Below are 24,931 nucleotides of genomic sequence, written 5' to 3' on the forward strand. Positions count from 1 at the left end.
GTACCCACCCACGTACGGTCTGCTGTACGGGCGTTGCAGCGAACACACCGCAAAGAGATCGACGGGACGCGCTTGCGCGGGTACCCCGGGATTCCGCGGTGGGGCCTGTCCCCGCGGCCCGGCGAGTGGAAACCATCGCGAACCCCAACGCCGGCACCGGCGTTGGGGTTCAGCCCGTGGCGAGGACACGTTCGGGGTCGGCGGCGGTGGCCGCGCTCGCCCGAACTCTTCCCGGATTCAAGGGTATTGACGCGAAGCTGGTCTAGTCCATACCGTCATCGGTCATCGGATGTTCATGTGGCGGAATCGACGTCAGTCACATGAACTGCCGTTCCGTCCCCGATGCCCCACTCACGGCACCGCCCCCCGCATCATCGCGCCCCCTCGCGCTCATGACAGGAGCCGTCTTGTGATCAGATCCGCCGTCAGAGCCCTTGCCACCGCTCCCGCTGTCCTTGCCATGGCGGCCACCGCCGTCGTCGCCGCCGGCGGCTCCGCGAGCGCCGCGGCCAACCCGGGCCCAGGCTTCCCCGCCCACTACGCCGCGCCGTACGTCGAGACGTGGAACTCGCCCTCGGCCATGACCAACGCCCGCAACGCGACGGGCCTGAAGTACTACACGCTCGCTTTCGTCATCGACGGCGGCGGCTGCAACGCCATGTTCAACGGAGACACGCCCGTCACCGACGCCGGCTGGACCTCCGCGATCAACTCCCTGCGGGGAGCGGGCGGCGACGTCATCGCCTCCTTCGGCGGTGCTTCCGGAACCGAGGAGGCACAGGCCTGTACGACCGTGACCTCGCTCAAGGCCCAGTACAAGAAGGTCATCGACACCCTCAACCTCACCCGCGTCGACTTCGACATCGAAGGCGGCGCGATCGCCGACACCGCCGCCAACGACCGCCGCAACAAGGCGCTCGCCCAGCTCCAGCAGGAGTACGCCGCCGCGGGGCGCAAGCTCGACGTCCAGTACACCCTGCCGGCCATGCCGAACGGGCTGGACGGCAACGGGACGAAGCTGCTGTCCAACGCCAAGAGCAACGGCCTCAACGTCAACCTCGTCAACATCATGACGATGGACTACTACGACGGAACCCGGGACATGGGCAAGGCGGCCACCGACGCCGCCACCGCTCTGCGCGGCCAGCTCGGCGCCATCTGGCCGGAGAAGTCCGACGCCCAGCTGTGGGCGATGGAGGGCAACACCCCGATGATCGGGGTCAACGACGACGTCAGCGAGATCTTCACCACCGGCAACGCCACCACGCTCACCAACTTCGCCAAGTCCAAGGGCATCCAGGAACTCGCCTTCTGGGCGCTCGGCCGTGACAAGGCCTGCGCCACCAACGGCCAGCTCTCCGACACCTGCAGTGGCACCCCGCAGAGCGCCTGGCAGTTCTCCAGTACCTTCAACTCCGTGACCGGCGGTACCACCCCGCCGCCGCCCACCGGTTCCACCGGCCAGATCACGGGCCTCGGCGGCAAGTGCGTGGACGTCGCCTCGGCGAGCAGCGCCAACGGCACCGCCGTCCAGCTGTACGACTGCAACGGCACCACCGCCCAGCAGTGGACCGTGGGTTCCGACAACACCGTCCGCAGCCTCGGTAAGTGCATGGACCTCACCTCGGCGGGCACCGCCAACGGCACCAAGGTCCAGCTGTACGACTGCAACGGCACCGGCGCCCAGGTCTGGCAGCCCGGCAGCGGCGACACCCTGGTGAACCCCGTGTCCGGCAAGTGCCTCGACGTCACCGACAAGTCGACGGCCAATGGAGCCCGGCTGCAGATCTGGACCTGCGCGGGTGGCACCAACCAGCAGTTCCACCTCCCGGCCTGACAGGGGGACAGGCCCGCTACCGCCCGGCGCACCGTGTGTGTGCCGGGCGGCAGCGTGTGCGGCTTGGGGAGGGGCGCTGGGCGATGGGTGTTCGGCCGGTCCGGGGCTGAGCGCCGTCAGAGCTCACCGATGACCGTGCCGAGTTCGAGCTCGGTGTGGGAGCGCTCCTGGAGCCCGCGCTGCATCAGGGCGCCGACCCGGGCGACGACGGCGCTGTCGCCCGCCAGGACCTGGAACATACTGCCGTCGACGTGGACATCCTCCTTGGGCGCGAGGGCGGCCGCGTTGATGCGCCGCTTGGCGAGTCGCACGGCCGCTTCCGGGAATCCGGCGATGCGCTCGGCGAGCCGCTCCACGTGTGAGGGCAGTTCCTCGTCCGGCAGGGCCTTGTTGACCACACCGATGCGTTCGGCCTCCCGTGCGTCGACGTCCTCCGAGCTCAGGATCATCTGCATGGCCTGGCCGCGGCCGGCGAGCCGCACGAGATGCTGGACGGCGCCCGCACCGGTGAAGACCCCGGTGCCCACCTCGATCTGACCGATGACGGCGCGTTCGAGGGACGCGAACCGCATGTCGCACGCGTACAGGAACTCGGCGCCGGCGCCGCGAGCCCGGCCTTCGAGGAGCGCGATCGTGACGGGACGCGCCTCGCTCAGGCGCCGGAAAAGGGCGCCGAGACTCACGTCGTCCGGGCCGCCGGACGTGGCGGCGGCCGCCGTGTACTGGGCGATCCGCTTGAGGTCGACGTGGGAGATGAAGAAGTCCGGGTCCGCGCTGCGGAACACCACGACGCGCACGTCACCGTCGGTGTCGGTGGCGTCGAGCAGGGCCACGAGATCCGTGACCAGTCGTTCGTCGATGAGGTTGACCGGAGGGTTGTCGAAGGTGGCCCACAGGACCCCGTTGCGCAGTTCCGTCCGGATTGTCTCGTACGAGTATGTTGCGGGCACTTGATGCGCCCCCTTCCTCAATATCACTTGCTTTCTGCAAGCTACGTGGGTCATCCTGGCATCGGGACTTGCATTTTGCAAGCAACACGGCGGCCGGGGGAGAAAGGCAGGGGCTCCGCGTCCCGCCCCCCGGCCGGAGCGGCGCCTTCGCTCCGACGCCCGGCGAAGCGGTCGGTCGTGCCGCCGCCGAAGGGCCGCCGCGTCCGCGGTGCCGTCTCGGGGAGACGAGTCCGACGCAAGGCCCCACCGCACCGATCACCTCAGGAGAGATCTCATGGTCCAGCGCACAGACGAGCTGATTCGCCTGCCCGACGGGACGGTGCTTGACGCATGGCTGTTCCTGCCGGAGGGTCCAGGGCCCCACCCGGCCGTCACGATGACCCACGGCTTCGGCGGCACCAAGTACCACCAGGGCATCGAGGCGATCGCGCGCCGTATCGCGGAGGCGGGATTCGCGGTGTCGCTGCATGATCACCGGGGCTTCGGCGACAGCACCGGAGAGCCTCGCCAGGACATCGACCCCTACCGGCAGATCGAGGACTGGCGGCGGGTGATCTCACACCTGCAGACTCTCGACTCGATCGATGCGGACCGCATCGGCGTCTGGGGCACCAGCTACTCGGGCGGACACGCCCTCGTCCTCGGGGCGACGGACCGCCGGATCACGGCCGTGTACTCCCAGGTGCCGACCATCAGCGGCTCCCAGAGCAGCCGCCGCCGTGTCCCGCCGCATCTCACCCGTCAGCTCGAGCAGGCCATCGCCGCCGACGAACTGAACCAGGCCCGGGGCGGGCAACCGGCGAGTCAGGCGTTCGTCAGCGACGACCCGACCGTGCCGGCCTCCTACCGTTCCGCCGACGCCATCGACTTCTACCTGCGGCACAACGCGCCGGAGGGCGTGTGGGAGAACCGCGTCACGGTCCAGTCCAACCGGCGCGCCCGTTCCTACGACCCCGGCCACTGGATCGACCAGATCTCGCCGACACCCCTGATGATGCTGGTCGGCACCCACGACACCGTCGCACCCACCGACCTGGCCCTGGGCGCGTACGAGAAGGCCCTGGAGCCCAAGGAACTCGTTCTCCTGCCCGGCGGTCACTTCGACCCCTACCTCGACGGCTTCGAGGCGAGCACCAGTGCCGCCGTGCGGTTCTTCCGCACCCACCTCCAGGCCGGGTGACCGACCGGGTGTCCCGCCGAGGGAGGATCGGCGGGACACCCCAGTGGCGCCGCCGGACACCGGAACAGCCTCGAACGGACAGGACACCCACCTGCTCTACAATTGCAAGTGACATCGAGAGGGGAGTCGCGGTGAAGCGTCGGGAACTGGGCGGGTCCGCCTGCCCCATCGACCGGTCTCTGCACGAGGTCGGCGACACCTGGACTCTGCAGATCCTGCGGGACGCGATGCACGGTGTCACGCGCTTCACGGACTTCAGCAACCACATCGGCCTCGCGACCAACGTCCTGAGCGCGCGCCTGCAGAAGCTCGTGGCCGTCGGCATCTTCGAGATCCAGGAGTCGGCACTCGGCAACTCGCACGAGTACGTCCTGACTGAGAAGGGCCGTGACTTCCACACCGTTCTGGCCGCACTGCGCCAGTGGGGCCAAAAACACCTCTTCGACGACGACGAGCTCGTCAACCGTGTCGTCGACGCCCGCACCGGCCGGCAACCCCTGCCGGTCACCCTCACCGCGGACGACGGCCGGGAACTGTCCGCCGACGACATCCTCATAGTCCAGTCACGGGCGTCGGATCCCATCGAATCCGCCACGCCGGTCGACACACCACGCCGTCGCCACTCAGGGGCCTAGGTGTATTGATCACGAGCGTTGTCAACACCTGGTGTTCGGGTTGCTGAAAGGCGAAGACCTCCGGTGTGTGGAGCTGTCTAGGACTGCACCACTCGGAGGTCTTCGTGTCCCACCGTAATGCCCGGCTGACCGTTCATGGCAGGCGGCTGCTGGTCGACCGTGTCCGTTCCGGGCGGCCGGTGGCGCATGTCGCCGCCGAGCTGGGCGTTTCACGGCCCACCGCTCACATGTGGGTGCGCCGATGGCGGGCCGAGGGTGAGGCGGGCCTGGCAGACCGCTCCAGCCGCCCGACGGCCACGGCAGCACTGTCCTGGGCCCGCCGTGACGCCCTCAATGCGGGTACCACGGCGTCCGGGCAACCGTAGGCAGAGGTGGATCCGTCGGGCACCGCCGGCCCATGAGATCACGCGGACTGTCTCACCGCGTCGGCCACAGAAACCGTCCGATCGAATAGTTGTCAAGGTCGATCGTTTCTGACCGCTTGTTGTAAGAGGGTGTAGGTCCGTGCGCGAGGCATGCAGGATGGAGCCGTGGTAGGCAACCTCCCGGTCACGACGACCAGCTTCGTCGGCCGCGACAGCGAACTCGACACAGTCAAGACGGCGTTGACCCAGCACCGGGCGGTCACCCTCACCGGTGGCGGCGGTGTCGGTAAGAGCCGCCTGGCGCTGCGCGTCGCGGAGCAGACACGGGGTCGGTACGCCGACGGGGTCTGGTGGATCGACCTGTCCAACCTCTACGACGACAGGTTGTTCACGGCCACGGTCTGCGATGCGGTCGATCTCCTGGACCACAACCCGCGCGCCCCGGTCGAGGCACTGCACGAGTGGCTGACCGGCCAACAAGTCCTGCTCGTCTTCGACTGCTGCGAACGGGTGTTGACTTCCTGCCAGTCCCTGGTGGGCGAACTCCTGCTGGCCGCACCTCAGTTGACCGTCCTCGCCACCAGCAGAAAACCCCTCGGTGTCCAGGGCGAGCACCGCATCGAGGTCGCTCCGCTCTCCATGGACGACGGCGGCAGCGGAGACGCGGTGCGTCTGTTCCGCGAGCGCTGTGCCACGGCCGCCCCTGAGGTGTCCCTCGATTCCCCCGGCTCCGCCGAGGCCGTCTCCGCCATCTGCCGCCGCCTGGAGGGAATTCCGCTCGCCGTCGAACTCGCCTGCGCACGCCTGCGGGAGAGCACCCTCACGGAGATCGCCGAACGCCTGGGCTCACGGCTCGACACTCTCGTGGACGAGACGGCATGGCCCAAGCGCCACCGAGCCCTTCGCACGGCGATCGGCTGGAGCCACGAACTGTGTTCCCCGCTCGAGCGCCTGCTGTGGGCCAGACTTTCCGTCTTCCGCGGCCCCGTCGAAGCGGCGGACGCGCAGGCCGTCTGCGCGGGCGGCCCCCTCGGTGCCCACGACATCCCCCGGCTTCTCGAGCGGCTGGTCGACCAGTCCGTCCTCCAACAGGTGGGCACCCGCTACCGCATGCTCGACACACTGTGCGAGTACGGAGCCATGTGGCTCGCGGAGCTCGGTGAGGAACACGCCCTCGCCCGGCTCCATGCCACGCACTTCGCCACCGTGCTGGCGGAGGCCGAAGCGGGCTGGCTCAGCGGCCAGCAGGTCGCCTGGTACGCGCGGATCTCCGCGAGCCACACCGACGTACGCGCCGCACTCGACCACCTCATCGAGGCAGACCCCGACGCCGCCCTCGAAATGGCCGGCAGGACAGGCCTGTTCTGGCCCTGCTGCGGACACCTGCACGAATCCCGCGACTATCTCGAACGCGCCCTGGCGCTCGACACACCCAAGGGGCCGTCCCGCACCCGCGCACTCTGGGCCCTGGGTATCACGCTCACCCTCCAGGGCGACCACCGGACCGCGCTGCGCGTCGGGGAGGAATGCGCCGACGCGGCGCGGCAGGACGGCACTCCGCAGTCCGCGCTGTTCGCCGCCCACACCCTCGGCCTCACCCACCTCATGGCCGGCCGTCCCCAGGCCGCGTACGACGTGAGCGACCACGCCTTGATCACCCGCGGCACGTCGCCGCCCTCGGGGGCGCCGCAGCTCTGCTGCATGGTGATCCGTACGTTCGCCCACTCCGCGCTGGGCCGACTGGCGGAGGCCTACGAAGCGGCCATCGGCCTGCGCCGTCTCAGCCTCCGCTACGGCGAGCACTGGGCGCGGTCGTACGCGTTCCACCAACTCGCCTTCATAGACCTCCTCCAGGGGCGCGCGCACGACGCGGAACGCCACGCCCGAGCCATGCTCGCCAGCAAGCACAACCTCAACGACAACCTCGGAATCGCCCTGGCTCTCGACCTCCTCACCGGAGCGAACGCGGTTCAGGGCAACGGCATCGGGGCCGCTCGTACCTCGGGCACCGGGAACTCCTTCTGGCGCATGCTCGGTCACCCGAATCACGGCACGCCCGAGCTCTCCGAGGTGCGTGACCAATGGGAACTGCAAGCCCGTAAGGCGGCCGGGGACGACGCCTACGACAGGGCCTTCCACGACGCGCTGAACGGCGACGCCGAACTGGGCCTCGCCCTCGTACTGCAGGGCCCTCCACCCTCCTGACCGTCGTCACAAACCGTCGAGTCCGGGGCCGGGGAAGGGTGCCGCGCGCCGATGAATCCGACCCGATCGCGCCGAGGGGGCCGGTGCACGGCGGGCCACGCGGTGACGGGGCGGGCCTCTTGACCTTGGCGTGAGCATGCCTGAGTGTGTGATGGCCGGGACGCCACTGCACAGGAGTCGCATGTGAGACGCATCAGTAGGCAAGTCGCAGTCGTAGCAGCTGTCATGGCAGCACTGGTCGGGGGCTCGGGAGGAGCGGCTTCCGCCGCTCGGACAACGTTGTCCAAACCCGGAGGCGCCGAACTCGTCGAAGATCCCACCGAGTTCGTCGACCCGCTCATCGGGACCGGCAACGGCGGCGCGTCCGTCGGAGAGATCAACAACTTCCCCGGCCCGTCGACCCCGTTCGGCATGATGCAATTCTCGCCCGACACCGAGGGCTCGTACGCCGGTTACCAGTTCCACAGCAGCAAGATCAAGGGCTTCAGCCTCAACCACGCCTCGGTCGGCTGCACCGCGTTCGGCGACGTGCCGCTGCTGCCGGTCGCGGGCGACGTCGGCAGCGCACCGTGGGACCGCACCGAGGCGTTCACGCACACGGACGAGAAGGCCGAAGCCGGCTACTACGCCGTGACCACGGGCGACGGCGCGAAGGTACGCACCGAACTCACCGCCACCACCCGCACCGGACTGGCCTCGTTCACCTTTCCCGCCGACACCGGGAAGAAGGCGCAGGTCCTGGTCAAGGGCGGTGGCAGCCTCTCCGGCGACAAGAAGGCCGACCTGACGATCTCCGGCGATCGCGCGATCACCGGATCCGCGACCACGGGCAACTTCTGCGGCAAGGGCAACGAGTACACCGTGCACTACGCGATCACCTTCGATCGCCCCTTCGTCGCGCACGGCACCTGGGACGGCAAGGCGGTGACCGACGGCGGCGGCTCGGTGGACGCCCCCAGGGCGGGCGCCTATCTGACGTTCGACGCGACCGACCAACGTACGGTGCGCGCGAAGGTCTCCATGTCGTACGTATCGGTCGACGGCGCCCGGGCCAACATGGCCGCGGAGATGCCCGGTTGGAACCTCGACGACGTACGCGAGCAGACCCGGGGCCAGTGGAAGCAGGCACTGCGCAAGATCCGCGTCGGGGGCGGTGAGACCGGTGAGAGGAAGATGTTCTACACCTTCCTCTACCACTCGCTGATGCACCCGAACACCTTCAACGACGCCGACGGCCGCTACATCGGCTTCGACGACAAGGTCCGCACGCTCCCCGAGGGCCGCGCGCAGTACGCCAACTTCTCCGACTGGGACACCTATCGCTCACTCGCCCCGCTGCAGGCGATGCTGTTCCCGAAGCAGGCGAGTGACATGGCGCAGTCTCTCGTCCACGACGCGGAGCAGGGCGGCTGGTGGCCGCGCTGGCCACTCGCGAACGACTACACGGGCCAGATGACCGGCGACAACTCCGTCCCGCTGATCGCGAATCTGTACGCCTACGGCGCACGCGACTTCGACCTCAAGACCGCACTCAAGTACCTGGTCAAGGGCGCTACCTCGGTGGACCACACGCCAGGCGCGTACCAGGAGCGGCCGGGCGTCGAGGACTACGTGGAACGCGGCTACGCGAACAACAGCGCCGTCCGCGGGGACCACGCCCGCGTCGGCGCCTCCGTCACCCTCGAGTGGGCGATCGACGACTTCGCCATCGCACAACTGGCACGGGCCGCCGGTGACCGGGACACGGCGCGCACCTTCACCCGCCGCGGCCAGAACTGGCAGAACATCCTCAACCCGGCGACCGGCTACCTCTCCCCGCGCGGCGAGGACGGTCTCTTCCCGGACGGCCCCGGCTACCAGCCGCCGCCGGCCGGCAAGTTCGGCCAGGACGGCTTCGACGAGGGCAACGCGGCACAGTACAACTGGCTCGTCCCACAGAACACCGCCGGCCTGATCCGGGCGATGGGCGGCCGCGAGGCCACGGCGAAGCGGCTCGACACCTTCTTCGGCAAACTCAACGCCGGGCCCAACGAGCCTTACATGTGGGCCGGGAACGAGGTCGACTTCGGAGTTCCGTGGGTCTACAACCACCTCGGCCGGCCCTGGGAGACGCAGGAGAAGGTCCGGTCGATCGCGACCGGCCTCTTCAGCCCGACCCCGGACGGTGAGCCGGGCAACGACGACCTGGGCGCCCAGTCCTCCTGGTACGTCTGGGCCGCCGTCGGGCTCTACCCGGCCACACCGGGCACCGCCGACCTGTCGGTGCACAGCCCGCTCTTCCCGCGCGTGGTCGTGGATCTGCCGGGCCACGGCCGGGACCTGGACATCCGCGCCCCACGAGCGGCTGCGGGCACACCCTACGTCCACGGGCTGCGACTGGACGGCCGCGACCGTGAGCGCACGTATCTGCCGAAGTCGGCGGTGACCAAGGGCGGCCGACTGGACTTCGACCTGTCCGGTACACCGGACAAGTCCTGGGCCACGTCCCCCAAGGCGGCGCCGCCGTCGTACCACGACGGCGAGCAGGACTTCCTGGCGTACGCCGCCCGGAACCAGGTGATCGCGTCCCCGGGCGGCGTCGGCACGAAACTCGTGGTGCACGGACAGGCGCTGGCCGGACACGACCGCACGCTGACGGTCGCCGCGGACGCTCCGCCCGGACTGTCCGTGTCGTCGGACAGGATGAACCTCGCCGCGGACACGGGCTCCGGCACCGCCGAGTTGACGGTGAAGGCGGCGGCCGGGACGGAACCGGGGTACTACGAGGTGCCGTTCACCATCCGCGATCGCCAGGGTGACGCCGTGCACCGCACCGTGATCGTCCTGGTGGCCGAGGAGGGCGGCGTCACCGCGGCTCTCGGTGACGCGTACGCGGCTGTGGGCGTGTCGAGCGACGGCACACCGGTCGAGGCCGACTTCGACGGCGCGGGCAACAGCTACTCGCGTCAGGCGCTGGCCGCGGCCGGGCTCAAGGGCGGTGCGACGACGGAGATCTCCGGCACGCGCTTCACCTGGCCCGGCACGCCCGCGGGCCGCCCGGACAGCGTCACGGCGAACGGCCGGCGGCTCGACCTCGCAGCCGACACCAAGGACGCCAAGCGGCTGGTCTTCGTCGGCTCGGCCACGAACGGCGACCGCAGGGGGAGTGCGACGGTCACCTTCACCGACGGCACCACCGCGCAGACGGATCTGTCCTTCGGCGACTGGACCCGGCCGGGCGGCGGTACCGATCCGGTGTACGGCAACTCCGTGGTGGCGAAGGCGGAATACCGCAACACCCCGAACGGCAAGGGCGAGGCGGCGTTCGTCTTCGCCACCAAGCCGTATGAAGTGCCGGAGGGCGAGCAGATCAAGTCCGTCACCCTGCCCACGGACGGCGACCTGCACATCTTCGCGCTGGGACTCGGCTGAGGTCCGCCGCGGGCTGGAGGACGAACCCCGCCCTCCAGCCCGCGGGCATTGCCCGGCGGCGCGCTCGGACGAGGTCGGCCCCGGGTCGGTGCCCGCTCGTGGGCGGCCTCCGCACGCAGGGTGAGATCCGGGAACCGTCCGCGATCAGACCTGCCCGGTCGTCGGGGGCGGGCCGGCATCAGAACTCCCGTGGCCGTCGCCGCCCGGCCGGGGTCGCGGCCGACGGGACGGACGCGCGTCGACGAGCAGATGGCGGTTGCTGTCACTTTTTACCGTCATTCCTTTGACTTCGTCGAGCTGGACTCCTAGGTTTGTACATACAGGTTTTTGTCCCTTTTGTAGGCAAAAGATACGACCTGGCAGTCCGTGGCCCGGAGGCAAGACATCCGGCGACGGACCCCGCACCCGGGCTGTAGGCGGGCTCGGATGTGCATGGGCGCTCGCTCTCCTGCGCCCGGCAGCGACATCAACCCTCTGGAGAGGGGATCATCATGCGAGCGAACACTTCACGCATCAGGCGAGTGGCCATTGCCGTCTGCACGGCGCCCATCATCGCCATCGCAGCCGGAGTCGGGGCGGCCAGCGCGGCCAGCGCTCCTGCATCTACTCCTGCGGCAACCTCGTCCGTGCACGAAGACGGTTGGGGTTGGGGCGGCGGTCACGGCGGCGGCTGGGGCTGGGGCAACGACAGCGGCTGGGGTTGGGGCGGTCACGGCGGCGGCTGGGGCGGCGGCTGGGGTGGCGGCTGGGGTGGCGGCGGCTGGGGCGGGGGCGGCTGGGGCGGCGGCGGTTGGGGTGGCGGCGGTTGGGGCGGAGGTGGCTGGTGACCAGTCATTCGCCACGGCCATCCGTATGACCGGCATGAACTGATGGATCCGGGCGTCCGAGCCCGTGGGACGCCCGGATCCATGCCGTGATCCGGGCGGCATCCGCGTACACGAGGGCGTCGAGGCTGTGAGGCGGAATGAAGATCGTCTGCGTGGGTGGCGGTCCGGCCGGACTGTATTTCGCGATCTCGGCGAAGCTTCGCGACGCCGGACACGAAATCACCGTTCTGGAACGGGATCCGCCCGCGGCCACGTACGGCTGGGGCGTCGTCTACTGGAACGACCTGCTCGACATCCTGCACCGCAACGACCCTGAGAGCGCCCGGCAGATCGGAGCCAAGTCCGTGCTCTGGCAGGGCCAGGAGGTGGCCCTGCACGGTGCCCACCACGACGGGTCGGCGTACTTCGGCGGCTACGGGTACAGCATGGGCCGCGCGGCCCTGCTGGACGTACTGACGCGGCGTGCTGCGAGCCTCGGCGTCGACGTCCGGTACGGGCACCAGGCCACGGATCCGACGCATCTGCCGGAAGCCGACCTGGTCGTCGCGGCCGACGGTGCCAACAGCCGGATCCGGGAGTCCCGCTCCGAGCACTTCGCCCCCCGTGTGGAGGTCGGCCGCAACCCGTACATCTGGCTCGGCACGGACAAGGAGTTCGACACTTTCGTCTTCTGTTTCGAGCAGACCTCCGCAGGCTGGATCTGGTTCCACGCCTACCCGTCGGTCAAAGGGATCAGCACCTGCATCGTGGAGTGCTCCCCGCAGACCTGGCGAGGCCTGGGGCTCGACACCCTCGGCGCCGAGGAGAGCATGCCACTGCTGGAGGGGATCTTCCGGCGGGCACTCGACGGCCACTCACTGATCAGCAAGTCACGCGGCGAGCCGGCGAGTTGGCAGCGCTTCGCCCACGTCAGCAACCGGACATGGTTCCAGGACGACACGGTCCTGATGGGCGACGCCGCGCATACCACCCATTTCACGCTGGGGTCGGGGACCCGGCTGGCGATGATCGACGCGATCGTTCTCGCCCACAGCCTCTCGCAATACCCGGACAAGGCGGTCGCGCTACGGGAGTACGACCAGCACCGCCGTACCGAACTGCACCCCGTGCAGGCGGGCGCCCGCTCGAGCATGGCCTGGTTCGAACAGCTCGACGACTACCTCGACCGCGACCCGGTGTCCTTCGCGTACGCCATGGCGGTGCGTCAGGGCAACCAGACACCCTGGCGCTACCAAGTGCACCTCGCCACGCAGATCGCCGCGATCCGTAGGGCGCGACGGGCCTACGACACCGGCCGACGCTGGTATCTCACCTGCCGACGAGGCGAGACCCCGCTGCCCGCGCTGGGAGGAAGCCGGTCCGCCGGGCGGCAGCAGGCCGATGTGAAGGCGCCGCTGCACACCCCCTGACCCACGAAGTTCGGGACATACGGGATACGCCGCGGGTTGTACGCGCGGCACGCGGGGTGACCTTTGAACACGCGGAGGGCGCGTGTCGGTCGGGAGTCCACCGGTAAGCAGGTCCGGAACGACGCCACGGGCTACGTCCGGATGCGCGGGATGGGGCCGCGGGCGATGCTTGCCGCATGACCGAGCGTGTCGTAGTCGTCAGTGCACTCGTCAAGGGGGAGGGACGCCAGGTGTGCGTGGACGGGGAGAGCATGGGGGCGGCCTTCAGCCTGCGCGGCCTGGCCGAGATCATGCGGCGGGCGGGGTGGACAGACGTGGATGAGATCGATGTGGCGGACTCGCCGGTCATCGAGTGGCACGGCGGTGGGCCCGAGGTGTGGTCACGGCAGGCATGAACGGTCGGACGCGTGGGGCGTGGTGGAGGAGGGCGTGCGGTCCGAGGGGACGCAGCGCGGCGTGGGCGGCGTTCGCTCCGGGCGCCCCGTGGACGCCACCCCCGGGCTGGGCTTCCGCCGAGGCCACATAGGGCGCGCCTCCGGGCCCGTCCTGGGCTGCCAGGACCTGCCCCGCGAACGTGCTGGTGGACGCGGTGCGGGGCGCCCCGGCGCCCCGCACTGAAGCCGTCGGCCGCAGGAACACGACGTGCGCGTCGGGCCGACCTGGCGGATGATGATCCCATTGCCGGTTCTGTCCTCGGATTCCGAGAGCTACGCCGCATCGGCGTTTCTCCCGGTCGAGGACGGGCACTCGGTTCAGGTATCCGAGAGATGTACGGGTATCCAGAAGACGACGGAAGAGCCGGGCTTCGAACGGGCTGGGCGCAGGAAGAAGATGAAGTGTCGTGAGCACTGAGGTCAGCAGGAAGATCGCCACGCGTCGGCCGGAGACAGGCTGGGCGGAAGCGCGTCGTCGGCACGGGAGCGGAGTACGTACCTGCGTCCCTGCGACAGCCGCCCTTGCTGCGCGGCGTGACCAGGCGGACAGTCCCGAGGGAAACATCGTCAGAGGCGACGACTGAACCCTAGTTCCGGGAACGGGTGCGACGGGCCGGTGAGGAAGGCGACTTCCTCACCGGCCCTGTTCTTTTCGCGCTGTGACGGCGTTCCGGACGCGAGGAATATCTCTGGTTCAGGTGCGGTATTCCGGTCATCGGCGCCCCTCGTCCAGGCTTCCCAAAACGGTGTTCGCATGGCCACATAGGCGACCACTCGGCTCACCCTGATGGCCCAAGGTTCCGGCCCGACTGCACCCACTCGAACTGCCTTGATCATCGGCTGGGTTCTCCCCGCTCGGACCCGGCGTGTCAGGAGTCGTCGTGCGTCAGGTCCGCGGACTGCCCCGGCCCGTCGCCGCCGAGGGCCGGTACGGCCGTCGTCCCCCGCTCCTCCTCACCCGCGTGGGCATGGAGGTGACCGACCACCGTGTTCACGACGGCGACCAGCGGTACGGCGACCACGGCACCGCCGATGCCCGCGACCAGACCACCGGTGGCAACGGCCAGGACCACGGCCAGGGGGTGGACCCGGACGGCCTGTCCCAGGATGAAGGGCTGGAGGACGTGTCCCTCGATCTGCTGTACCAGGAGCACCACGACGAGGACCATGAGTGCGGTGAACACGCCTTGCGTGACCAGGGCGACCACGACCGCGATGGCGCCGGAGGCGACGGCACCGACCAACGGCACGAACGAGCTCAGGAAGATCACCACGCCGATGGGGACGGCGAGCGGTACGCCCAGGAAGTAGATGCCCACTCCGATGAAGAGGGCGTCGATGAACGCGACGATCATCGTCCCGCGTGCGTACGCGGTGAGTGTCCGCCAGGCGCGCGGACCTGCTGAGGCCACCCCCGGCCGGGCCTCGGCAGGGACCAGCTTGAGCGTCCATTCCCAGATGCGCCTGCCGTCGTACAGCAGGAACAGCGTGGAGAACATCGTCAGCAGCATGCCGGTGAGGACCTCGGCCAGCACGGTGACCCCTTGGAGGCCTGTCGAGGTGATCTGACTCGTGCTGCCGATCGCGTCGCTCAGGTTCTTCGCGACGTCGTTGATCTGCTTCTCGGTCACGTGGAACGGGCTCTGGAGCAGCCACTGTTTCAACTGCTCGACTCCGTCCTGGAGACGGCCGGACAACGAGTCGACGTTGTCGAGCACCTGCCATACGACGAACCAGCCGACCAGCCCCAGCACGAGGAACCCGCAGATCGCCGTGACCGCCGTGGCCGGCCCCCGGGGCAGCCCGCTGCGCTGCAGCCGGGAGACCGTCGGCTCGAGCAGCGCGGTGATCAGCAACGCGACGACGAAGGCGAGGACGACCAGCCGTACGGAGCCGATCACCCGCATCAGCACCCAGACCGCGGCGGCCAGGACCAGGAACCGCCAGCCTGCCTCGGCGGCCACCCGCATGCCCCAGGGCACCGCGCCGGCCGGGTCCGGGGTGCGGGGGCGAGCCCGCTGGACCTCCACCGGCCGCTCCCGGCCGGCCATCGCCTCGTGGTCCGCGTCATGGCCCGCCCTGGCCTGCGCACGGCGTTCACCGAGCGTGGCCGCGCCGTTCTTCACGCGATCGAGCCATCCGTGGATCCGGGACATCCGGAACCTCCCTTTGCATCGCTGGCCTTCTGCCCCCGTTCCGATCGATCAGCCACGCGCGGGACTCCCGCGCTGCGGGTCAGCGTCGCGTCTGGCACGGCTGGGCTTCCGGGCATCCTGAGCGGAGTGTTCGCCGCCGTGGGTCAGGACCGATGAGGCGGAGGAGATCGGCCTCGGACGACGTGTCGAGCTGCCGCTCGGTTGGTCCGCCGCGGAACCGACAGTCGGACCAGGGCCTCGGCTGCCGACTCGACGACCCCTGGAAGGCGTGACAGGAACGGACTTCCAAGACCACGGAGTCCTCTACGCCCCGTGACCTGCGGCAAAGGGACACGCAGCGCGCGTTCTCGGCATCCAGGTGGTCGCGCCTGCGTGAGAGCCAGTGAGAGAGGCGAGACCAGCTCGCGGGCAAGTCACGGGTGAGTGCGGCCCGGACGTGTCTCTCGCCCGGATCTCCCTTCCGGTAGGGATCAGAGGCCGGCCGCTGCCCACAGCGCCATGTCGGTGCGGTTCAGGCGTCCGGGCATCTGCTTGGTGCTGTCGGGGACGACAGCCCGCACCAGCGCCAGGTCCCCGCTTTTGTCCACCGTCACCTTCGTACCGTCGTACGTCGGCGCATCTTTCGCGACGATCGCTCTCAACCGGCCTGCGATCTTTGCCGCGGTCGCGGCGTCCTTGACCACGAAGCACATCGCCTCGGTGTTCTTCGCCGCGGTGGCGGCCCGTTGGCCGAGGACCAAGAGTCGCACCGGTCCGGAGGAGCGCAGTGCGGAGAAGTCGACGCGGTAGGCGTCGCCCACGCAGTCGGCGGCCTGCCGGTACTCCTTGATGTCGGCCAGTGTCTTGCCGTCCTCGGGATGGAGGGCCGACAGGTCGATGCCGCTTCTTGTGGAGTAGGAGACCGAGTTCTTCGCGATCTCGTATGCCTGGTGGGGGTGTTGGGAGTTCGTCCAGACGTCCCTGTCGTCCTTCTTGCTCTTCGTGTATCCGTTGGACTTCAGGGACGCGGTGACGGCCGACTGGTCGAACTTGCCCTCCCAGTGCCCCGCTCCCTGGAAGTCGATGGCGGTGTCGATCTGTTGCGCCGCCAGACTGTGGCCCCACGGGGGCGGACCGTACGAGGAGAGCAGCGAGCTGGCCGGTCTCCGTACGAACGCGAAACGATCGGAGGCGCCCCGCGAGAGGCGGCGTGCCTCGGCGGCGTCTACGTAATTGACCATGTCCGTACGCGCGCTCCTGGCCACACTGCCCAGTTCCCGCAGGACTCCGGAGTCGCCGTCCGCCTCGTCCGTACTGGACGAGCAGCCGGTGAGGGCGAGCAGGAGGACGGTGCTGAGCGCGAGGGCGACTGGCGCGGATCCGCGTCCGGTTGTGTACATGACGAAGAAGCCTATAGGTCGCCATGGCATGGTTCAGTGTGATCACCTCTTCGATCACCGTTCTGGAAGTGCCCCCGCGGCGGGTGCGACGCCCGCGGCACTGTGCCGGTGACGGGCGCGTCCAGGAGGCAGGGGCGGTGGTGATCAGGTCCTCCGCCATCGGCCACGTCTCACCACGAGACCGGACCAATGCCCGGGCGCGCTCGCAGAGGTGGTCGCGTTCGACGTCGAGCCGTGCCGCTGTGAGATGGCGGTGAGACGGGGGCGAGCTGCTGGGGGCGGCCGATGTCGATCCGCTCGGTGGACCGCATGACCGGGCGGTGTCCGCCGTCGCCGGACAGCAGGAACAGCCGGCGCACGCGGTACAGCGCCCACGGCATGAGACGACGTGTGAGTTGTCGAGAGTCGTGTTCGGTCGCCTGGCATGATCAGCAGTGTGAGTGCTGACGCTCCGCTGGAGCCGCCGATGGAGGGGACCGCGTCAGGGCATGCGGCGCGAGTCTCCGCGTACGCGACCGTGGGAGCACGGCTGTCCCTGTTCAGCGATCGGCAACTCGCGGATGCCGTGGCTGCCGCGCCGGGTCTGGGCTCCGGTATCGGCGGTAGGTCGTCGGAGATGGAAGTCGAGGGGAGACACGTCTTCGTCAAGCGGGTGCCGCTGACGCACATCGAGTTGCAATCGGAGCACCTGCGGTCGACGGCCAACCTGTTCGAGCTTCCCCTCTTCTACCAGTACGGGGCGGGGTCGACGGGGTTCGGCGCCTGGCGTGAGCTGGCCGCTCACCTCATGACCACAGGCTGGGTCCTGAAGAACGAGTACGCTGGTTTCCCTCTCCTGTATCACTGGCGGGTCTTGCCCGACTGTCCTCCTGCCGGCTTCGCCGACATGTTCGGGGGCGTTGACGGGGCTGTCGCGCATTGGGATGGGTCACCGGCTGTGCGCCGTCGGCTGGAGGCCATCGGCCGGTCCGTCTTCAGCCTGGTGCTCTTCTTGGAGTATGTGCCTCAGACACTCGCCTGCTGGCTCGGCGAAAGGAATGATGCGGCCCAGCGGGTCACATCAGGCGCGTCGGCCTATCGGTGGGTCGAGGATCAGCTGCTGCGAGGGACGGAGTTCATGAGCGGGCACGGCCTCGTCCACTTCGACGCGCACTTCGCCAACCTGCTCACCGACGGCCAGCAGGTCTACTTCGCCGACTTTGGCCTTGCGCTGAGCCGCGAGTTCGAACTCTCCACCGAGGAGGCCGACTTCCTCGCTGATCATCTTGTGTACGACCGCTGCTACGCACCGGGCCACCTGCTTCGCCACCATCTGCCAGACGGCGTCCGGGGCGGTAGTGAACACGGGGCCTTTCTGCGTGACTGGGTGAAGGGGCGACGACCCGACGGTGTTCCGTCCGACATCAGCGCGATCATCGACCGACACGCTCAGCACTCCATCGTCCTGGACAACTTCCACCACCGATTTCTCACCCAGAGCAAGCGCACTCCATTTCCGGCCGGTGAGGCTCGGCGGGCCCTGGGGTGCCAGGGCTGGGTGTCTGCTCCTGGAGGTGGTCAGACACCTACCTGATCGTCCGAGGACAGGTTTGGCCGGTGTACTTGGGCCAGGTCGTCGGCCAAGGCCGCACTCGACCGCACGGCGGCCCTTCGGCTGAGGCACACTGGCAAGTGGGCGTGGCGGCCGGGCCTCGTCGTCACGTCATGTTGCAGGTGGGGGAGGAGCAGGCCCGTCCGCCCATGGGCGAGGCGCGGGTGTCCTGTGCCCGTTCCGGACCGGCGGACGAAGCACCACACCGCTGAAAGAAGCACGAAATGACCGACGATCCCGCGGCGGCTGCGGCCTTCCCGGGTGCGGCGGAAGGCCGGCCCGCCGGAGTGGTGCACAGCGCGTTCGCACTGGTCCGTGCGCTCCGCGAGGCGCCGGGGCCCCTCGGCGCCACTGATCTCGCTTCGGCGGTGGGCATTCCGAAGACGACCGCGCACAGAGTTCTGGAACAGATGGCCCAAGAGGGCATCGTCACGCGTCGTGATCACAAGTGGGCCATCGCGCCCGGTTTCGGAGAGCTGATGCGGGCGGGAGAGCGGCCTTCGCCGCTGAAGGTCGTCGCGCGTCCTAGATTGAACGCTTTGGCGCAGGCCACGGGCGCGAGCGTGGTCCTTCACAACGTGTCGGACGGGGTTGTGGACACCGTGTACTGCGCGTACGGGCCGCTGCTGGCTCCCCTCGTGCCCGCAACGGAACAGCGACTGGCCGCGGTGCACCCGGCCGCCTCCATCTGGCGCGCCCTTGCTTCCGGGCAGGTGGCAGCCGAGTACCAGGAGGTGCACCCGGGATGCATCTGCATCGCCGCTCCCGCGGCTCTGCCGTCGGGCGGGACCGTCGTAGCGTCTCTCGCGCGGCCGGAGAACCGCGAGGTGGAGTCCCTCAAGCGTCCCTTGGAGAAGGTCGTGCACCTGATCCTGTCCGACGAGCGCCGCTTCGAGCGCTGAATCCGATCGTCCGCGTGTGTCCCCGGAAACGGGTCGAACTGGAACAGGTCGAGCCGGTGCCGGGGGCCTTGTCACCGTGCCGAGTCCGTCTCGGCGAGCGCCGAGCGGTACGCGTTCTCCAGCAGAGCGACCATCGTCTCGATCTGCTCGGCGGTGCTGATCAGCGCCGGTGCGACGATGATGGTGTCGCCGACGGCTCGCACCAGAAGCCCCTGCGCGACCGCCTTGGCCATGACCTGCGAGCCCCATTCCCCCTCCTGCCGGCCACCGCTGCCCGTGAGGAAGGTGACCGCGGCCAGGAAACCGTGGCCCCTGACGTCTCTCACGAAATCCTTGCCGTGGAACGCGTCGGCGAGGGCCTTCATGAGGGCGGGAGCCGTCTCGCGCACGTGACCGGGAATGTCCTCCTCCACGACGATGGCGAGTGCCTCACGTGCGACAGCCGCGGCCACCGGATGTCCTGAGTAGGTGAAGCCGTGACCGAACGCGCCGATAGCCCTCGACCCGTCGGCGATGGTGTTCATGATCCGCCGTCCGACCAGTACGGCGGAGATCGGCGCATAGGCCGAGGACAGTCCCTTCGCCACGGTGATCAGGTCCGGACTCAGGTCGAACTCGGTGGTGGCGAACATCGCTCCGGTGCGGCCGAAGCCGGTCACGACCTCGTCGAGGATGAAGAGGATGTCGTGACGGGCGAGGACTTCCTGTACACGGGGGTAATAGGTCGACGGCGGGATGATCACGCCACCCGCACCGAGGATCGGCTCCGCGATGAACGCGGCGATCGTGTCCGGGCCCTCCGCCGCGATGAGCCGCTCCAGATGGTCGACCAGCCGGTCGACGAAGTCGTCCTCCGTCAATCCCTGCCGTAGGGCGCTGTGGGGATCGGGGCAGGGGACTTGGATGTAGGACGGCAGCGGGAGGCCGAATCCCCGGTGGATGAAGTCCAGTCCGGTCGCCGAACCGGCAGCCACGGTCGTGCCGTGGTAACCCCTCTCCTGGGAGAGGATCTTGAACCGGTCGTGACGGCCGAGGCACTGGTGGTAGTACCACGCCAGTTTGAAGGCACTGTCATTGGCCTCGGCACCGGAATTCGCGAAGAAGGTACGGCCCATGGGTAGGGGCGCCAGCCGGGCCAGGTCATCGGCCAGGGCCAGCGCGACGTCGCTGGTGCGGTGAGCGAAGGAGGCGAAGAACGGGAGCTCCGCCATCTGCCGGGCTGCCGCACGCACCAGCCGGGGCTGGCTGTATCCGAGGTTGGTGCACAGCATTCCCGAGGTGGCGTCGAGGTAGGAACGTCCCTCGCGGTCCCACACCGTGAGTCCCTCACCTCGGACGATCACATGAGGTTCCGTGGTCACGGCGGGCGGTGTGTGCGGTTCCAGCAGGGTTGAAGGGTGAGGAGCCATGACGATTCTCCTTGGGGGCAGGAAACGCGGCTCATGTGCGCCTGGACGGACCGGAGTTCCGGGCAGCGGCCCGAGGGGGTGATGTCGCTCGGTCCGCCCCGCCAGGCTCTGGTGTCTTCCTTGAAGTCCTGGAAGTGACCTGAAGGAAGTCGAACCGAGAGCCGTCTTCTCGATGAGAGCCCCTGGGCCGGCGCGACTCAACACGTGTTCCGGTCAGTGGAACGAGAATCCGTGCCGCCCTCCCGAGCTGCTCGGCAGGGACGCTCCGCCCTCACCCATGACGGCAGGGCAGCCGTTGTGGGTAGGGCGGCCGGGAAGATGAGTACGGCAGCTCAGGCTCCGGCCGCGACCGGCACCGACGATGTAGGTGTCCATCGCCGAGCCGGGAGCCCGTTCATGCTCAGTCGTACCGCCAGCATCTTGATACCCGTCGTCGGGCGGCTGTCCGTGACCTGCGACCCCGGCGCGGTGTTCGCGCCGGGCAGTATCGTCGCCGCGAACCACACATCCCTCGCCGACCCCGCCGTCGTGATCGCCGCGCTCCGCCGCCTCGGTGTCACGCCGGTCATCATGGCCACGGCCGGGCTGTGGCGCATCCCGGTGCTCGGCCGAGCCCTCACCCGCGAGGGGCACATCCCCGTCCACCGACGTGACCGGCGAGCCGCTGGTGCACTCGATCTCGCGGCACAGGCACTGCGGCAGGAACGACTGGTCCTCATCTACGCCGAAGGCGGCCTGCCCCGACGCAAGGACGGCGCGGAGGCGGCCCCCGGCGACTTCCGCACGGGACTGGCCCGCCTCGCCGAGCGCACCGGTGCCCCCGTGGTGCCCGTCGGCCAGGTCGGCGCCCGCCGTGTCACCTCGGGCGGCACGCTCAAGCAGATCGCCGGCCTCGCCACAGCGCCGCTGCGCCGACCGGCCATGCACGTCCATGTGGGCGCGCCCATCCTCCTGACCGGTGACAGCACCGTACGCACGGCGCAGGCCCGTACTGCGGTGACCGCCGCGTGGAGGACAGCGGCCACGCACCTCGGTGAGGATGCCGCGCCGGCCGCATGACCCTGGTGACGGCCCCGCACCCGGGGTTTTGCCATTGCTGAGCGTCCATCCGGTGACGTGGGCGACCCATGCGGCGGCGCAGAGTGTCGAGCCGGACGGCGGTGCGACGTGGGGCCGCGGCGGAGTGCCGTCGGCGAGCCCGCACCAGTCGATCACGCTGAAGGTGCCGGGATGGACCTCGCCGACGTCGAGGACGGCTCCGGCGACGTCTGCCGGCGTCCCGGGGGCGGTCGTCAGAGGACTGCGGGGCGGCGACGAGTTCGTGGGCGGGGTCGGGGACTACCAGGACACCGGATCTCCATCCCAGCGGGCCGCCTGGCCGGGGCGATCCGCCGCGTGGGCCCTTCCGAGCCGGCTCGCGCGTGCCGCCGTGCACGGACCGAACCGTCATGGCACCGCCCCGGTTCTTCCGGTCCACAGTTACCGGATCTCGGTGCGACGGACGAGGCACGGTCCGCCCCCCATCCCGCGGGGAGCGGACCGTGCCGACGACCCGTCAGCGGGTCAGAACGGAGTGTGCACGGAGACGCGGGGAGGCGTCGGCCGCGGACGCCCCGCTGTCAGGAGCAGCCCGCCGGCGTCGGTTGCGACGCGTCGTGGATCAGCGCGTCCTGGGCCGCCTTCAGCCGCTTCACGTCGGGCTTGACCACCTTGCGGTCGTACGTCATCAGCCCGTTCAGCTCGCCCTCCACATCCGAGATCTGGGTGTAGACGGCGCCGTTGCCGCCCCTGCAGGCGAGCTTGTGCACCTCGTCCAGGCGGGCCAGATAGTCGTCGGTGTACGCGGCCGGGTCCACGTCCACGTAGGACTGCTGCACCGACCAGGCATGACCGGGCACCGCGAGGCCGAGACCGCCGTACTCACCGCTGACCAGGGCCCGTTTCCCGTCGGGATTCGGTGGCAGCGCGGGGCTCGGGTAGCCGTGCTCGTCGATGATGTCGCCGGTGCCGCCGTCCACGCCGAGGTTGATGCCCGACATGGAGTTGACGAGGCGTGTCGGGTCCCAGGACTTGGCCTGGTCGGCGATACGGGCCTCGTCGTACTGGCCCCAGCCCTCGTTGAAGGTCACCCACATGACGACCGAGGGGCTGCTGATGTGCTCGTCGATCATCTGCTTCATCTCGCGCTCGTACTCGGCGCGGGACGCGGCGTCCGGATTGACCCCGGCGGTCATGGCGGGCATGTCCTGCCAGACCATCAGACCGAGCCGGTCCGCCCAGTAGAACCAGCGGTCGGGTTCCACCTTGATGTGTTTGCGGACCGCGTTGAAGCCCATCTGTTTGTGCATCCTCAGGTCGTACGCCAGTGCCTCGTCGGTCGGCGCGGTGTACAGGCCGTCGGGCCAGAAGCCCTGGTCGAGGGTGGCCATCATGAAGACGGGCTTGCCGTTGAGGACGGTGCGCGGGGTTCCGTTCACCTGCTCCACGGCGATGGACCGCATCCCGAAGTAGCTGCCGACGCGGTCGGCGCCGACGGTCACCTTCAGGTCGTAGAGGAAGGGGTCGTCCGGCGACCAGAGGTGCGGGTTGCCGATCCTCAGGGTGAGCGGCTGTCCGGTGCGGCCGGTCACCGTGGCGACCTCGCGGTGTCCGGCGTACGCGGTGGCGGTGACCGGTACTCCGTTCCGAACGCCCTGCGGCTCGACGGTGAGCCGGCTGTTCTTGACGTCCGGCGTCAGCTTGAGCGAGTCGACGTGATCGGTGGCCACCGGCTCCATCCACACCGTCTGCCAGATGCCGGAGGACGGGGTGTACCAGATGCCGCTGGGGTCGAGACGCTGCTTGCCCACCGGCGGATTCTCGCCGCCCTGTGCGTCGGTCGGGTCGTAGACGCCGACGATCAGTTCCTGGGTGCGGCCCGGCTTCAGCGCGGCGGTGACGTCGGCGCTGAACTTGTCGTAGCCGCCCTGGTGTTCGGTGACCTTGGTGCCGTTGACGTAGACCTCGGCCTTCCAGTCGACGGCGCCGAAGTTGAGCCGCAGGCGCTTGCCGGAGCCGATCCGCCAGTCCTTCGGGACGGTGAAGGTGCGGCGGTACCACATGCGGTCCTCGTGCCGTTCGATGCCGGAGAGCTGGGACTCCACGGGGTAGGGCACGAGGATCTTCTCGGCGAGGTTCCTGCCGACCGGCGGCTGGTCACCGGCTTTGGCCGCGGCGAACTGCCACGAGCCGTTCAGGTCGCGCCAGTTGTCCCGGGTGAGCTGGGGCCGGGGGTACTCGGGGTGAGCGTTGCGCGGGCCGACGTCGTCCGCCCACTTCGTCCGCAGCTGGTAGGTGGAGTGGTTGGAGCCGCTGCTCCAGAAGGCGTTGACAACGTTGCCGTTCGTGCCGGAGAGGCCGCCCTTGCCGTCGTAGCGCAGGTCGGCCGTGCCTCGGGCCGTGCCGGTCTTGTTGCCGACGACGGGTTCCTTCAGACGGACGAGCAGGGACTTCGGGTCGGCGGGGTCCAGTTTCGCCGTGGACAGGGGCCACTTGGCGCCGCCGATGACCGCCTCGACATGGTCGGTGAGACCTGCCGGGGGTGCGGTCAGGGCCTGGGCGAAGTCGAGGCGCAGGGTACGGCCGTCCCCCTGGACCGTGGTGGCGATGGCACCGTCGTAGGCATATCCGTCGGGCAGCCGGAGCGCCGACTGCGGGACGGCCGTCTTGGTGCCGCCCGGCGGGGTCCAGCGCAGGTGGAGGTTGGAGCCGCCGAAGTGCTCGAAGTACTCGACCTTGATGTCGTAGGCCTGTCCGGCGGTCAGGTCGAGGGGCTGGGAGGTCTGTTCCCGGTCCCAGTCGTCGACCCAGTGGTCGATGGCGAGGTGCCCGTCGACCCACAGCCGGAAGCCGTTGTCGCCGATGATCGAGAAGGTGTGGGCGCCGGTCTTCTCCGGGACGATCCGGCCGGTCCAGCGGACGTTGACGTCGTCCGACTGTCCGGTGGCGAAGGCGAGTCGCGGCTCCAGGTTGTCGAAGTCGAGGTTGGTGTCGAATCCGGTGGCCTTCAGCTCGTGGAAGTCGAAGGCGCCGGGGGCGGACTGGGTGTAGTACTCGCCTTTCAGGCCGTGGACCTCCACGGGGTCGCCGGCGGCTGTGGCGGCCGGGGCGGCGGTGAGTCCCGCGAAGCCGAGCACGGCGACGAGCAGGAGTGCCATTTGGGTTCGGAGTCTTCTGATGCGCACGGATCCTCCTTGGCTGAG

At 69.2% G+C, this 24,931-nt stretch carries 16 protein-coding genes and 1 pseudogene; 12 read left to right on the top strand and 5 right to left on the bottom strand.

Features of this window, described 5'->3' with window-relative positions:
- Positions 1-409 precede the first annotated feature (409 nt).
- The gene (locus HEP85_RS43310; RefSeq protein ID WP_248002410.1) at positions 410-1,837 is read left to right on the top strand and encodes a chitinase; all 1,428 of its coding nucleotides are present in this window, start codon (positions 410-412) and stop codon (positions 1,835-1,837) included.
- A gap of 116 nt (positions 1,838-1,953) precedes the next feature.
- Here the strand turns inward: HEP85_RS43310 and HEP85_RS43315 are convergent, their stop codons facing one another.
- Positions 1,954-2,787, bottom strand: coding sequence for an enoyl-CoA hydratase/isomerase family protein (locus HEP85_RS43315; protein WP_168533043.1), 834 nt, complete (start codon positions 2,785-2,787; stop codon positions 1,954-1,956).
- Positions 2,788-3,061: 274 nt separating this feature from the next.
- On the opposite strand from HEP85_RS43315, the gene HEP85_RS43320 reads away from it, so the two are divergent.
- The 8 genes and pseudogenes from HEP85_RS43320 (at position 3,062) to HEP85_RS43355 (ending at position 13,214) form a co-directional block, all read left to right on the top strand.
- Positions 3,062-3,967 carry an alpha/beta hydrolase gene (locus tag HEP85_RS43320; protein ID WP_168533045.1) on the top strand — a complete coding sequence of 302 codons (906 nt, stop codon included), beginning with the start codon at positions 3,062-3,064 and terminating at the stop codon, positions 3,965-3,967.
- 131 nt (positions 3,968-4,098) lie between these two features.
- Complete coding sequence (locus tag HEP85_RS43325) at positions 4,099-4,602, top strand: helix-turn-helix domain-containing protein (protein ID WP_168533047.1); 504 nt, start codon at positions 4,099-4,101, stop codon at positions 4,600-4,602.
- Positions 4,603-4,706: 104 nt separating this feature from the next.
- A pseudogene (locus tag HEP85_RS43330) lies at positions 4,707-4,892 on the top strand (leucine zipper domain-containing protein); the annotation flags it as partial.
- Between the two features lie 225 nt (positions 4,893-5,117).
- The gene (locus tag HEP85_RS43335; protein WP_168533049.1) at positions 5,118-7,172 is read left to right on the top strand and encodes an NB-ARC domain-containing protein; all 2,055 of its coding nucleotides are present in this window, start codon (positions 5,118-5,120) and stop codon (positions 7,170-7,172) included.
- A gap of 279 nt (positions 7,173-7,451) precedes the next feature.
- The gene (locus HEP85_RS43340) at positions 7,452-10,583 is read left to right on the top strand and encodes a GH92 family glycosyl hydrolase (RefSeq protein WP_248002411.1); all 3,132 of its coding nucleotides are present in this window, start codon (positions 7,452-7,454) and stop codon (positions 10,581-10,583) included.
- Between the two features lie 626 nt (positions 10,584-11,209).
- Positions 11,210-11,410, top strand: coding sequence for a hypothetical protein (locus tag HEP85_RS43345; RefSeq protein WP_168533053.1), 201 nt, complete (start codon positions 11,210-11,212; stop codon positions 11,408-11,410).
- Positions 11,411-11,547: 137 nt separating this feature from the next.
- On the top strand, positions 11,548-12,819 hold the full coding sequence (locus tag HEP85_RS43350; protein WP_168533055.1) for an FAD-dependent monooxygenase: 1,272 nt from the start codon (positions 11,548-11,550) through the stop codon (positions 12,817-12,819).
- A 176-nt stretch (positions 12,820-12,995) separates the two neighbouring features.
- Positions 12,996-13,214 (top strand): hypothetical protein, encoded by a 219-nt coding sequence (locus tag HEP85_RS43355; protein ID WP_168533057.1) that lies wholly within the window; start codon positions 12,996-12,998, stop codon positions 13,212-13,214.
- Positions 13,215-14,122: 908 nt separating this feature from the next.
- On the opposite strand, the gene HEP85_RS43360 is transcribed toward HEP85_RS43355, so the two are convergent.
- On the bottom strand, positions 14,123-15,409 hold the full coding sequence (locus HEP85_RS43360; protein WP_329524874.1) for an AI-2E family transporter: 1,287 nt from the start codon (positions 15,407-15,409) through the stop codon (positions 14,123-14,125).
- Positions 15,410-15,879: 470 nt separating this feature from the next.
- Entirely contained in the window at positions 15,880-16,788 is a 909-nt protein-coding gene (locus HEP85_RS43365; protein ID WP_248002412.1) for a hypothetical protein, read from the bottom strand.
- A gap of 466 nt (positions 16,789-17,254) precedes the next feature.
- Here HEP85_RS43365 and HEP85_RS43370 point away from each other — a divergent pair, with 466 nt between their 5' ends.
- Positions 17,255-18,361: a protein kinase family protein gene (locus HEP85_RS43370; protein ID WP_168534639.1), complete on the top strand. Its 1,107-nt coding sequence runs from the start codon at positions 17,255-17,257 to the stop codon at positions 18,359-18,361.
- A gap of 242 nt (positions 18,362-18,603) precedes the next feature.
- The gene (locus tag HEP85_RS43375) at positions 18,604-19,281 is read left to right on the top strand and encodes a helix-turn-helix domain-containing protein (protein WP_168533063.1); all 678 of its coding nucleotides are present in this window, start codon (positions 18,604-18,606) and stop codon (positions 19,279-19,281) included.
- A 71-nt stretch (positions 19,282-19,352) separates the two neighbouring features.
- Here HEP85_RS43375 and HEP85_RS43380 read toward each other — a convergent pair whose 3' ends face one another.
- A complete protein-coding gene (locus HEP85_RS43380; protein ID WP_168533065.1) occupies positions 19,353-20,690 on the bottom strand; it encodes an aminotransferase in 1,338 nt (445 codons plus the stop codon).
- A 396-nt stretch (positions 20,691-21,086) separates the two neighbouring features.
- On the opposite strand from HEP85_RS43380, the gene HEP85_RS43385 reads away from it, so the two are divergent.
- Complete coding sequence (locus tag HEP85_RS43385; RefSeq protein ID WP_168533067.1) at positions 21,087-21,749, top strand: lysophospholipid acyltransferase family protein; 663 nt, start codon at positions 21,087-21,089, stop codon at positions 21,747-21,749.
- Positions 21,750-22,309: 560 nt separating this feature from the next.
- Here the strand turns inward: HEP85_RS43385 and HEP85_RS43390 are convergent.
- Entirely contained in the window at positions 22,310-24,913 is a 2,604-nt protein-coding gene (locus tag HEP85_RS43390; protein ID WP_168533069.1) for a PA14 domain-containing protein, read from the bottom strand.
- Between the last annotated feature and the right edge of the window lie 18 nt (positions 24,914-24,931).

Origin of the sequence: Streptomyces sp. RPA4-2 (assembly GCF_012273515.2) — a bacterium.
GTDB lineage: Bacteria > Actinomycetota > Actinomycetes > Streptomycetales > Streptomycetaceae > Streptomyces > Streptomyces kaempferi.

What these genes read in the sequence shown, in the direction of transcription:
- HEP85_RS43320 (WP_168533045.1), top strand. Translation starts at nt 3,062, where the DNA reads ATGGTCCAGCGCACAGACGAGCTGATTCGCCTGCCCGACGGGACGGTG.
- HEP85_RS43380 (WP_168533065.1), bottom strand. Translation starts at nt 20,690, where the DNA reads ATGGCTCCTCACCCTTCAACCCTGCTGGAACCGCACACACCGCCCGCC.
- HEP85_RS43360 (WP_329524874.1), bottom strand. Translation starts at nt 15,409, where the DNA reads ATGTCCCGGATCCACGGATGGCTCGATCGCGTGAAGAACGGCGCGGCC.
- HEP85_RS43335 (WP_168533049.1), top strand. Translation starts at nt 5,118, where the DNA reads ATGCAGGATGGAGCCGTGGTAGGCAACCTCCCGGTCACGACGACCAGC.
- HEP85_RS43370 (WP_168534639.1), top strand. Translation starts at nt 17,255, where the DNA reads ATGGAGGGGACCGCGTCAGGGCATGCGGCGCGAGTCTCCGCGTACGCG.
- HEP85_RS43365 (WP_248002412.1), bottom strand. Translation starts at nt 16,788, where the DNA reads ATGTACACAACCGGACGCGGATCCGCGCCAGTCGCCCTCGCGCTCAGC.
- HEP85_RS43355 (WP_168533057.1), top strand. Translation starts at nt 12,996, where the DNA reads ATGACCGAGCGTGTCGTAGTCGTCAGTGCACTCGTCAAGGGGGAGGGA.
- HEP85_RS43350 (WP_168533055.1), top strand. Translation starts at nt 11,548, where the DNA reads ATGAAGATCGTCTGCGTGGGTGGCGGTCCGGCCGGACTGTATTTCGCG.
- HEP85_RS43385 (WP_168533067.1), top strand. Translation starts at nt 21,087, where the DNA reads ATGCTCAGTCGTACCGCCAGCATCTTGATACCCGTCGTCGGGCGGCTG.
- HEP85_RS43375 (WP_168533063.1), top strand. Translation starts at nt 18,604, where the DNA reads ATGACCGACGATCCCGCGGCGGCTGCGGCCTTCCCGGGTGCGGCGGAA.